This window comes from Achromobacter sp. B7, assembly GCF_003600685.1.
In the GTDB taxonomy this organism is placed as follows: domain Bacteria; phylum Pseudomonadota; class Gammaproteobacteria; order Burkholderiales; family Burkholderiaceae_B; genus Achromobacter; species Achromobacter spanius_B.
In genome coordinates, this window is sequence record NZ_CP032084.1 from 5,341,333 (window position 1) to 5,352,785 (window position 11,453).

General features: G+C 65.5%; 8 protein-coding genes. All 8 read left to right on the forward strand.

Annotated elements, in window-relative coordinates:
- The first annotated feature begins 156 nt into the window (after positions 1-156).
- Positions 157-1,482, forward strand: a complete 1,326-nt coding sequence (locus DVB37_RS24160; protein WP_046805091.1) for an aspartate aminotransferase family protein — start codon at positions 157-159, stop codon at positions 1,480-1,482.
- Positions 1,483-1,598: 116 nt separating this feature from the next.
- Entirely contained in the window at positions 1,599-3,092 is a 1,494-nt protein-coding gene (locus DVB37_RS24165) for a CoA-acylating methylmalonate-semialdehyde dehydrogenase (protein WP_046805092.1), read from the forward strand.
- 133 nt (positions 3,093-3,225) lie between these two features.
- Positions 3,226-4,734 carry a M81 family metallopeptidase gene (locus tag DVB37_RS24170; RefSeq protein ID WP_046805093.1) on the forward strand — a complete coding sequence of 503 codons (1,509 nt, stop codon included), beginning with the start codon at positions 3,226-3,228 and terminating at the stop codon, positions 4,732-4,734.
- 81 nt (positions 4,735-4,815) lie between these two features.
- The gene (locus DVB37_RS24175; RefSeq protein ID WP_120156992.1) at positions 4,816-6,381 is read left to right on the forward strand and encodes an ABC transporter substrate-binding protein; all 1,566 of its coding nucleotides are present in this window, start codon (positions 4,816-4,818) and stop codon (positions 6,379-6,381) included.
- A 27-nt stretch (positions 6,382-6,408) separates the two neighbouring features.
- Positions 6,409-7,350, forward strand: coding sequence for an ABC transporter permease (locus DVB37_RS24180; protein WP_120156993.1), 942 nt, complete (start codon positions 6,409-6,411; stop codon positions 7,348-7,350).
- 9 nt (positions 7,351-7,359) lie between these two features.
- Positions 7,360-8,265: an ABC transporter permease gene (locus DVB37_RS24185; RefSeq protein WP_120156994.1), complete on the forward strand. Its 906-nt coding sequence runs from the start codon at positions 7,360-7,362 to the stop codon at positions 8,263-8,265.
- Between the two features lie 5 nt (positions 8,266-8,270).
- Complete coding sequence (locus DVB37_RS24190) at positions 8,271-9,968, forward strand: ABC transporter ATP-binding protein (RefSeq protein WP_046805097.1); 1,698 nt, start codon at positions 8,271-8,273, stop codon at positions 9,966-9,968.
- Positions 9,969-10,030: 62 nt separating this feature from the next.
- Positions 10,031-11,440, forward strand: coding sequence for an amidase (locus DVB37_RS24195; protein WP_046805098.1), 1,410 nt, complete (start codon positions 10,031-10,033; stop codon positions 11,438-11,440).
- Positions 11,441-11,453: the final 13 nt, after the last annotated feature.

Below are 11,453 nucleotides of genomic sequence, written 5' to 3' on the forward strand. Positions count from 1 at the left end.
AACTGTACAGTTGAACCACTCGTGACTATACAGTTAGCGGGCTTTGCGCAGATCGTATATTTTCATTCCTCGTGGGACAGACCAGAATCATTGAATCCCGGCGGCCGCGCTTTCCCTTCTGTTGCGGCGCCGCCGTTTCGTTCTACTGGAGCCGCCATGAACGCCCCCGCCAATTTGCCCGACCTGTCCCATCTCTGGATGCCGTTTACTGCCAACAAGCAGTTCAAGGCTCATCCGCGCATGCTGGCAGCGGCCAAAGGCATGTACTACACGTCGGCCGATGGCCGCCAGATCCTGGACGGCACCGCCGGCCTGTGGTGCGTGAACGCCGGCCACGGCCGCCAGGAAATCGTCGAGGCCATTTCCCGCCAGGCCGGCGTCATGGACTACGCCCCGGGCTTCCAACTGGGCCACCCGCTGGCGTTCGAGGCCGCCACCGCCGTGGCCAGCCTGATGCCGCAGGGCCTGGACCGCGTCTTCTTCACCAACTCGGGTTCGGAATCGGTCGACACGTCCCTGAAAATCGCGCTGGCTTACCACCGCGCGCGCGGCGAAGGCCAGCGCACCCGCCTGATCGGTCGCGAGCGTGGTTACCACGGTGTGGGCTTCGGCGGCATTTCGGTGGGCGGTATTTCCACCAACCGCAAGACCTTCTCCGGTGCGCTGCTGCCCGCCGTGGACCATCTGCCGCACACCCACAACCTGGAGCAGAACGCCTATTCCAAGGGCCAACCCGCCTGGGGCGCCAACCTGGCCGACGAACTGGAACGCATCGTGGCGCTGCATGACGCATCCACCATCGCCGCCGTGATCGTCGAACCCATGGCCGGCTCGACCGGCGTGCTGATCCCGCCCAAGGGCTACCTGGAAAAGCTGCGTGAAATTACTTCCAAGCACGGCATCCTGCTGATTTTTGACGAAGTCATCACCGCCTACGGTCGCCTGGGCGCCGCCACCGCGTCCGAGTTCTTCGGTGTCACGCCCGACATCATCGCCATGGCCAAGGGCGTCAGCAACGCCGCCGTGCCAGCCGGCGCGGTCGCGGTCAAGCGCGACGTGCACGACGCCATCGTCAACGGCCCGGCGGGCGGCATCGAATTCTTCCACGGCTATACGTATTCGGCCCACCCGCTGGCCGCCGCCGCCATTTTGGCGACGCTGGACATCTACCGCCGCGAAGATCTCTTCGGCCGTGCCCGCAAGTTGTCGGGCGCCTTCGAGCAAGCCGCGCACAGCCTGAAGGGCGCGCCGCACGTCATCGACGTGCGCAACCTGGGCCTGGTGGCCGGCATCGAACTGTCGCCACGCTCGGGCGCTCCCGGCGCACGCGCCGGCGAAGTCTTCCAGAAGTGCTTCGACAGTGGACTGATGGTGCGCTATACCGGCGATATCATCGCCGTGTCGCCCCCGCTGATCATCGACGAAGCCCAGATCGGCCAGATCTTCGACCAGATCGGAAAGATCCTGAAAGAAGTCGCCTGACCCTGATGACGACGCAGCCCTCGCGGCCGCGCCGCGCTTGATGTGACACCTCTTGCGGGCGGCCATGTGCCGCCCGCAAGAAGTTTTGAAGAATCCCGCAGAGAAGCCCCCGCACCATGAAGAAGATCCCCCATTTCATCAACGGCCAGCATTTCGATGGCCGCAGCAGCCGCTACGCCGACGGTTTCAACCCCGCCACCGGCGAAATCTGCTCGTCCATTCCGCTGGCGTCCAACGAAGACGTGGCGCTGGCCGTCGCGGCCGCCAAGGCCGCGTTCCCGGCCTGGTCCGAAACCCCCGCGCTCAAGCGCGCCCGCATCCTGTTCAACTTCAAGGCGCTGCTGGATCAGCACCAGGACGAACTGGCCGAGCTCATCACCCGCGAACACGGCAAGGTGTTCTCGGATGCCAAGGGCGAAGTCATGCGCGGCATCGAAATCGTTGAATTCGCCTGCGGCATTCCGCAGTTGCTCAAGGGCCAGTATTCCGACCAGATCGGCGGCGGCATCGACAACTGGAGCATGCGCCAGGCACTGGGCGTGGTGGCCGGCATCACGCCGTTCAACTTCCCGATGATGGTGCCGTGCTGGATGTTCCCCGTGGCCATCGCCTGCGGCAACACCTTCGTGCTCAAGCCCTCCGAACGTGACCCGTCCGCGTCCCTGCGCCTGGCCGAACTGCTCACCGAAGCCGGCCTGCCTCCCGGCGTGTTCAACGTGGTGCACGGCGACAAGCTGGCCGTGGACGCGCTGATCAATCACCCGGACGTTGAAGCGCTGTCGTTCGTGGGCTCTACCCCCATCGCCGAATACATCTACGCCGAAGGCACCAAGCGCGGCAAGCGCGTGCAAGCGCTGGGCGGCGCCAAGAACCATCTGGTCGTCATGCCCGACGCCGACCTGGACCAGGTCACCGACGCGCTGATGGGCGCCGCGTATGGTTCGGCCGGCGAACGCTGCATGGCAATCTCGGTTGCCGTGGCGGTGGGCGATGTGGCTGACAAGGTGGTCGAACGCCTGACCCCGCGCGTCAAGGCGCTGATCGTCAAGGACGGCATGAACGCCGACGCCGAAATGGGCCCGCTGGTCACGGCGCAGCACCGCAACAAGGTCATGGGCTACATCGAAGACGGCATCGCGGCCGGCGCCGATCTGGTCGTGGACGGCCGTGGCCTGACAGTGCCCGGCAACGAAAAGGGCTACTTCCTGGGCGGCACGCTGTTCGACAACGTCAAGCCCGCCATGAACATCTATCGCGAAGAAATCTTCGGCCCGGTGCTGTGCATCGTGCGCGTGCCCGACTTCGCCAGCGCCGTTGAACTGATCAACGCGCACGAGTTCGGCAACGGCGTGGCGTGCTTCACGTCCGACGGCGGCGTGGCCCGCGCATTCGCACGCCAGATCAAGGTCGGCATGGTCGGCATCAACGTGCCGATTCCGGTACCGATGGCGTGGCATTCGTTCGGCGGCTGGAAGCGTTCGCTGTTTGGCGACCACCACGCCTACGGCGAAGAAGGCATCCGCTTCTACTCGCGCTACAAGAGCGTGATGCAGCGCTGGCCGGACAGCATCGCCAAGGGCGCCGAATTCACCATGCCCGTGGCGAAATAAACCCGCCCGCTTCACGACTTCAACCCTCCGTTTTCCAGAAGGACGCATTACCCGGCTTTGCAAGGGCGCGGCTTCGGCCGCGCCCGGCCAGTACCACGACACAGCAACATCACATGACACAAGGGGATGCCCGATGCGCATCGGTATAGGCGGCTTTCAGCACGAAACCAATACGTTCGCGCCTTCGCGCGCGACGTGGGAAGATTTTGCCGAGAAAGGCGGCGGCTGGCCCAAGCTGGTCAGCGGCCCCGCAATGTTCCAAGCCGTGGCAGGCGCCAACATTCCCGTGGCAGGCTTCATCGAAGCCATGAGCCAGCACACGCTGGTGCCCACCACCTGGGCCGCGGCCAGCCCGTCCGGCCTGGTCACCAAAGACGCGTTCGAACGCATCAGCGCACTGATCTTGCAAGGCCTGTCCGACGCGCTGCCGCTGGATGGCGTGTACCTGGACCTGCATGGCGCCATGGTCACCGAACACCTGGACGATGGCGAAGGCGAACTGCTCAAGCGCGTGCGCGAGCTGGTCGGCCCCGACGTACCCGTGGTGGCCAGCCTGGACCTGCACGCCAACGTCACGCGCGCCATGGTGCGCCATGCCGACGCGCTGGTCTGCTACCGCACGTATCCCCACATCGACATGGCTGAAACCGGGCAACGCGCCGCCGCGCTGCTGTCCCAGCGGCTGGCCGGCGTGCCGCGCCCCTATGCGTCGTTGCGCGCCTTGCCCTATCTGATTTCGCTGTGCTGGCAATCGACCGACATCGAGCCGTCGCGCAGCCTGTATGCGCTGGTGGGCGAGATCGAAGCGCGCGGCGCCACCAGCCTGTCTTTCGCCACCGGATTCCCCGCTGCCGACTTCCCGGAATGCGCGCCCACCGTATGGGCCTACGGCACCACGCAAGCCGAGGCCGACGCGGCCGCCGCCGAAATGGCGCGCGCCGTGCTCAATGCAGAACGCGACTTTGGCGGCAAGCTCTACACGCCCGACGAAGCCGTGCAGGAAGCGATGCGAATCGCGCACGATGCGGACAAGCCGGTCGTGATCGCGGACGCGCAAGACAACCCCGGCGCGGGCGGCAGCTCGGACACCACCGGCGTGCTGCGCGCGCTGATCCGCCATGACGCGCGCGACACCGCCATCGGCCTGATCGTTGACCCCGCCGCCGCGCTTGCCGCGCACCGCGCGGGCGTCGGAAACAAGGTACGGATTGCACTAGGTGGACACTCGGGTATTCCCGACGACGAGCCGCTGGACACCGAGTTCATCGTCGAGAAAACTTCAGATGGACGCTTCGATACGCACGGCGCTTTCTACCGCGGATTCCACATGGATCTGGGCCCTAGCGCCTGCCTGCGTATTGGTGGCGTACGCATCATCGTCGCCTCTAACAAGGTGCAGATGGCGGACCAGGAAATGTTCCGGTTCGCGGGCGTCGAACCCACGCGCGCCGCGATTCTGGTGGTGAAGAGTTCCGCGCATTTCCGCGCGGATTTCACATCCATCGCGCAAACGATCCTGGTGTGCGCCGCCCCTGGCTCCATGCTGATGGATGCGGCAAAACAACCATGGACACGGTTGCGTCCCGGCATCAGAATGGCGCCTTGCGGACCGGTGTTTTCGGGCCGGCCCGCAACCGCCTGACCCTCCCACGCCGCCATCGAGCGGCGCGTTAACGACGTAGCGGCCAACCGTGCCGCTCACACCGCTTCAAGGGGAATCTCCATGCTCAAGTTTGTTCGAGCGGCCGCGTTGGCCGGTGCAACGTTGATGATGGCTCACGGCGCTTACGCCGAAACCGTCATCAAGTCCGTCATGCACTCGCCGTTGCGCTTGACCGACCCGCACGCCACCACCGCGTACATCACGACGTGGCACGGCTACATGATCTACGACACCTTGCTGGCCACCGACGCCGACAACAAGATCCAGCCGCAAATGCTTGAGAAGTGGGAAGTCTCGCCGGACGGCAAGACCTACACGATGACCTTGCGCGACGGCCAGAAGTGGCACGACGGCAAGCCCGTCACGTCCGAAGACTGCGTGGCCTCGATCAAGCGCTGGGCCGCCGGCGACGGCATGGGCCGCACGCTGCTCAAGTTCACCGACAAGATCGAAGTCATTGACGACAAGAATTTCCGCATCGTCATGAAAGAGCCCACGGACCTGGCGCTGCGCGCGCTGTCCAAGCCGACGGGCACCGCGCCGTTCATGATGCCCAAGCGCATCGCCGAACAGGCCATCGGCCAGCCCATCACCGACATGACCGGCTCCGGTCCGTTCAAGGTGATCGAATTCAAGCCCGGCGTGAAAACCGTGTATGCCAAGAACGCCGACTACGTGCCGCGCAAGGAACCGGCCAGCGGCCTGGCCGGCGGCAAGGTCGTGAACGTGGACAAGGTTGAATGGGACGTCATGCCCGATGCGCTGACCACCGCCAACGCGCTGCTGGGCGGCGAAATCGACTTCGTCGAACAGTTCCCGTATGACCTGTTGCCGATGATCGAAGGCAACAAGGACTTGAAGGAAGAGTCCCTGAGCCCGGTCGGCTACTTCACGATGTACCGCTTCAACTTCAAGTACCCGCCCTTCAACAACAAGAAAATCCGCCAGGCCGCGATGTACGCCATCGGCCAGGAAGACGTGATGAAGGCGCTGGTGGGCAATCCCAAGTACTGGAAGACGTGCGCGTCGCTGTGGGGCTGCGGCACGCCGATGGAAAGCGACATCGGCAAGGAAGTCGTGGTGCCCTCGAACATCGAAAAGGCCAAGGCCTTGCTGAAGGAAGCGGGCTACGACAACACGCCCATCCTGGTCATGCACGCCACCGACGTGGGCACCCTGTCCGCGCAACCGGTGGTGATGGCGCAGGCGTTGCGCAAGGCCGGCTTCAACGTCAACCTGGCTGCCATGGACTGGCAAAGCGTGGCCACGCGCCGCGCCTCCAAGGCCGCACCGGCTGAAGGCGGCTGGAACATCCACAACACCAACTGGTACGCCACCGACGTGATGGACCCGGTGCGTTCCGCGCCCGCCGCCGCCAACGGCGACAACGCCTGGTTTGGCTGGCCCGACATGCCGCAAGTGGAAGAACTGCGCACCAAATTCGCGCTGACTTCCGACCCGGCCGAGCAAAAGAAAATCGCCGACGAATTGCAGCGCATCGGCATCGACGAAGGCCTGTACGTGCCGCTGGGCCAGATGTCCGTGCCCACCGTCTATTCGACCAAGCTCTCGGGCCTGGTGCATGCACCGGTCTTTGCGTTCTGGAACGTCAAGAAAGCTCCTTAAAGGGGCAAGCAGTTCAGGGGGAAATACATGCTGGCATTTGTCTCACGCCGGCTCCTCGCGACCATCCCCGTTCTGGTGATGGTCGCGGTGGTGGTCTTCGCGATATTGCGTTTCAGCCCGGGCGACCCGGCCATCATCATGGCGGGCGACGGCGCCACGCCTGAACGTATCGTCCAGATACGGCAGACGATGGGCCTGGACCAACCGGTCATCAAACAATTCTTCATCTGGGGCGGCAAGCTCCTGCAAGGCGATCTGGGCACCTCGCTCATGTCCGGCGTGCCGGTCACCAAACTGATCGCGCAACGCCTGGAACCGTCCTTGAGCCTGGCGGTGCTGACCCTGGTGTTCACGCTGCTGGTTGCCATTCCGCTGGGCATCCTGGCGGCATGGCGGCAAGGCCGCCTGCTGGATCGGGCCGTGATGGGCTTTTCGGTGCTGGGCTTTTCAGTGCCGGTGTTCGTCACGGGGTACCTGCTGATCTGGCTGTTCGCCATCAAGCTGGGGTGGTTCAACGTGCAGGGCTATGCGCCGCTGGACAAGGGTTTCTGGCCCTATCTGCACCGGCTCATCCTGCCGTCACTGGCCTTGTCCACGGTCTATGTAGCGTTGATTGCGCGCATCACGCGCACCAGCGTCATCGAGGTCATGGGCGAAGACTTCATCCGCACGGCGCGCTCCAAGGGCCTGGGTGAAACCGGTGTGCTGCTGGGCCACGCGCTGCGCAACGCCGCCGTGCCCATCGCCACCGTCGTGGGCCTGGGCATCGCGCTGCTGATCAGCGGCGTGGTCGTGACTGAATCGGTGTTCAACATCCCCGGCCTGGGCCGGTTGGTGGTGGAAGCCGTGCTGGCGCGCGACTACCCCGTCATCCAGGGGCTGACGCTGTTCTTCGCGTTCGTCTACGTGTTCATCAATCTGGTTGTCGATTGCGCCTACACGGTGTTCGACCCGCGCATCCGCTACTAGGGAAGAGCCATGCACACGCCAACCGATGCCGCCGTGCCGGCGGCCGCCGACCTCCCCGGAGGCGGCAACCCTCAAGTCACCGCCTGGCGCCAAGTGCGCCAGTGCCTGAAAAGCTGGCCGGTCATGCTGGCGCTGGTGGTGCTGGTTGCCATCGTCGCCATTGCCGTGTTCGCGCCGCTGCTGGGCACGGTGGACCCTACCTTCATCAACCCGGGCGCGCGCCTGAAGCAGCCCTTTACCGACTACCTGTTCGGCACCGACGCCTTTGGCCGAGACGTCTGGTCGCGCGTGGCCTACGGCGCGCGCATCTCGCTGATCGCGGGCCTGGGCGCCGCCGTCGTCAGCGTGGCCATCGGGCTGGTCATCGGCGTCATTGCTGGTTGGTTCCGTTCGCTGGACGGGCTGATCATGCGCACCATGGACGCCATCATGGCCATTCCCGGCATCCTGCTGGCAATTGCCCTGGTGTCGGTTACCGGCGCCAGTATCACGACCGTGCTTGTCGCCATCACCATCCCGGAAATTCCCCGGGTGGTGCGGCTGGTGCGCGGGCAGATCCTGACGGTGCGCGGCGAACCCTATGTGGAAGCCGCGCTGGCGTTGGGCACGCCCTTGCCGCTGCTGCTGTGGCGGCACATGGTGCCCAGCACCATCGCGCCGCTGACGGTGCAAGGCACCTACGTGTTCGCCTCCGCCATGCTGACCGAGGCCATCCTCAGCTTCCTGGGCGCGGGCATCCCGCCCGAGATCGCGTCGTGGGGCAACATCATGTCCGAAGGCCGCATGTATTTCCGCATGCTGCCAGGCCTGATTCTCTTTCCTGGCCTGCTTCTGTCGCTGACCGTGCTTAGCGTGAACATCCTGGGTGACGCCCTGCGCGATGCGCTGGACCCGAAAATGGTGCGCAGGATCTGATGCCGATGACCTACTCTCCTACTCCCCCCGCGGGCGACACCTCGTCCGCCATCCTGGCCATTCGCAACCTGTCCGTGGAAGTGGCCGGCGCCGGCAACCGCGTCGTGCGCAATCTGAGCCTGGACGTGCATGCCGGCGAAACCGTGTGCGTGGTTGGTGAATCCGGCTCGGGCAAATCGGTCACATCGCTGGCCGTGATGGGCCTGTTGCCGCAAGGCATCCTGTCCATCAGCGCCGGTTCCATCCGCGTGGAAGGCGAAGACGTCGCCACCGCGTCGCAACGCCGCCTGCGCGAGATGCGCGCGACCCGCATGGCCATGGTGTTCCAGGAACCCATGACCGCGCTGAACCCCGTGCATACGGTGGGCAAGCAGGTTGACGAAGTGCTGCGCCTGCATCGCAAGGGCATGAGCGCCGCCGACCGCCGCGCCAAGGTGCTGGACATGTTCCAGTCAGTACACCTGCCCGATGTGGAACGCATCTTCGAGGCGTATCCGCATCAGCTGTCGGGTGGCCAGCGCCAGCGCATCGTGATTGCGATGGCGCTGATCCTTGAACCCAAGCTGCTGATCGCCGATGAACCCACGACCGCGCTGGACGTCACCACGCAAAAGCAGATCCTGGCGCTGATCAAGGAATTGCAGGTCAAGCACAAGACGGCCGTGCTGTTCATCACGCACGACTTTGGCGTGGTGGCCGAGATTTCGGATCGCATCGTGGTGATGAACCGGGGCGACCTGATCGAAAGCGGCACGCGCAACGAAATCCTGGCCGAACCCAAGCAGTCGTACACGCGCCGCCTGGTGTCGTCCGTGCCCAGCCTGGTGCCCAACCGCCGCGACGCGCCGGATGGCCAGCCCGTGTTGCACGTCAAGGGCCTGGGCCGCACCTACGCGGGCAAAAGCTCGATGTTCTCGCGGCGCGCCGCGCAACATGTGGTGGCCGCTACCGACGTCAACCTGACGCTGCGCAAAGGCGAAATCCTGGGCATCGTGGGCGAGTCCGGCTCGGGCAAGTCCACGGTGGCGCGCTGCATCGTGCGCCTGATCGAGCCCACCGCCGGGCACATGATGATGGGCGGTGAAGACTTAAGCACCTTGTCCGGCTCGGCGCTGCGCCCCGTGCGCCGCCGCATCCAGATCGTGTTCCAGGACCCGTACCGGTCGCTGAACCCGCGCCGCACCGTGGGCGAATCCATCATCGAAGGCCTGCTTAACTTTGGCATGCCGCGCGATCAGGCGCTGAAGCGCGCCGGCGAAACGCTGACCGTGGTGGGCCTGAGCCCCGACGCCATGCAACGCTACCCGCACCAATTTTCGGGCGGACAGCGCCAGCGCATCTGCATCGCGCGCGCGCTGGTCATGGACCCGGAGATCCTGGTGGCCGACGAAGCCGTATCGGCGCTGGACGTGTCGGTGCAGGCGCAGGTGCTTGAACTGCTGGAGCAAGTGCGCCAGCGCACCGGCGTGGGCGTGCTGTTCATCACGCACGACTTGCGCGTGGCCGCGCAAATTTGCGACACCATCATGGTCATGCAGCGCGGCAAGGTGGTTGAGACCGGCTCGGCCGAAACCGTGCTGACCGAGCCGCGCCACGAATACACCCGCGCGCTGATCGACGCGGCGCCCGGGCGCGACTGGGACTTCCGCAACTTCCAGCCCGTCGCCACGACCTTGGCGCAAGCGGCCGCCGCCGCATCATGATGGGCTGATGTGCTGATGCCCTGAATACCCGAATTGCCTTCCTTTGCAACACAGGAACCCAGATGTCACAACCGCACGAATTGTCCGCCCAGGAACTGCTGCAAGCGTATCGCGACAAGACCTTGTCGCCCGTTGAGGTCACGCGCTCGGTGCTTGACCACATCCAGCGCTGGGAACCGCACCTGAAGGCCACCTACGCGTTGGACCCCGAGGGCGCGCTGGCAATGGCGCGGGCCTCCGAAGCCCGCTGGATGAAGGGCCAGCCGCAATCAGCGGGCGGCTACAGCCTGGATGGCGTGCCCGCCACCATCAAGGAAAACATCGCTACACGCGGCACGCCCGTGCCGCTGGGCACCGCCGCCACCGACCTGACCCCGGCCGCCGCCGACGCGCCGCCCGCCGCCCGCATGCGCGAAGCGGGCGCCGTGCTGCTGGGCAAGACCACCATGCCGGACTTCGGCATGCTGTCATCGGGGCTGTCCAGCTTTCATGAGCTGACCCGCAACCCCTGGGACCTGAGCAAGAACCCGGGCGGTTCCAGCGCCGGCGCGGGCGCGGCGGCGGCGGCGGGTTATGGCCCGCTGCATATCGGCACCGACATCGGCGGTTCAGTTCGCCTGCCGGCCGCCTGGTGCGGCATCGCCACGCTGAAGCCCAGCCTGGGCCGCATTCCCATCGACCCGCCTTTCATGGGCCGCTGCGCCGGCCCCATGACGCGCACCATCACCGACACCGCACTGATGATGGGCGTGCTGTCGCAGCCCGACGCGCGCGACCACATGAGCTTGCCTTTCCAGGACTTCGACTGGCTTAACCTGGCGCAAGACGTCAAGGGCCTGCGCATCGGCCTGCTGATGGACGCGGGCTGCGGCCTGCCGCTGGACCCGGAAGTGCGCGACGCCGTGCAGGCGGCCGCGCAAGCCTTCGAAGCCGCCGGCGCCATCGTCACGCCGATGCTGCCCTGGATGACGCCCGACATGCTGGATGGTGTGGACCGTTTCTGGCGCACGCGTTCGGCCATCGACCTGGCCGCGCTGCCCGAGGCACGCCGCGCCAAGATCCTGCCGTTCATTCGCACGTGGGCGGAAAGCGGCGGCGGCCAAAGCGGCGAAGCCGTCTTCAAGAGCTACTACGAAACGCTGAACGTGCGCGCCAAGACCGTGGCCGCCTGCGCGCCATTCGACTACGTGCTGTCGCCCGTGGCGCCCGTGGTGGCCTACAACGCCGAGTGGCCGTCGCCCACCAATGAAGTGGCCACGACCATGCACCACATCGGCTTCACCTTGCCCTTCAACATGAGCGAACAGCCGGCCGCCTCGGTCAATTGCGGCTATACGCGGGCGGGGCTGCCCATTGGGCTGCAAATCGCCGGCGCGCGCTTTGACGACCTGGGCGTGTTGCGCGTGGCGCGCGCGTGGGAGCAGATGCGTCCCGCGCAACACCCGTGGCCGCAGCCGCCCCAGACGAACTGATTTTCCACAGCAA

What these genes read in the sequence shown, in the direction of transcription:
- DVB37_RS24160 (WP_046805091.1), top strand. Translation starts at nt 157, where the DNA reads ATGAACGCCCCCGCCAATTTGCCCGACCTGTCCCATCTCTGGATGCCG.
- DVB37_RS24165 (WP_046805092.1), top strand. Translation starts at nt 1,599, where the DNA reads ATGAAGAAGATCCCCCATTTCATCAACGGCCAGCATTTCGATGGCCGC.
- DVB37_RS24170 (WP_046805093.1), top strand. Translation starts at nt 3,226, where the DNA reads ATGCGCATCGGTATAGGCGGCTTTCAGCACGAAACCAATACGTTCGCG.
- DVB37_RS24175 (WP_120156992.1), top strand. Translation starts at nt 4,816, where the DNA reads ATGCTCAAGTTTGTTCGAGCGGCCGCGTTGGCCGGTGCAACGTTGATG.
- DVB37_RS24180 (WP_120156993.1), top strand. Translation starts at nt 6,409, where the DNA reads ATGCTGGCATTTGTCTCACGCCGGCTCCTCGCGACCATCCCCGTTCTG.
- DVB37_RS24185 (WP_120156994.1), top strand. Translation starts at nt 7,360, where the DNA reads ATGCACACGCCAACCGATGCCGCCGTGCCGGCGGCCGCCGACCTCCCC.
- DVB37_RS24190 (WP_046805097.1), top strand. Translation starts at nt 8,271, where the DNA reads ATGACCTACTCTCCTACTCCCCCCGCGGGCGACACCTCGTCCGCCATC.
- DVB37_RS24195 (WP_046805098.1), top strand. Translation starts at nt 10,031, where the DNA reads ATGTCACAACCGCACGAATTGTCCGCCCAGGAACTGCTGCAAGCGTAT.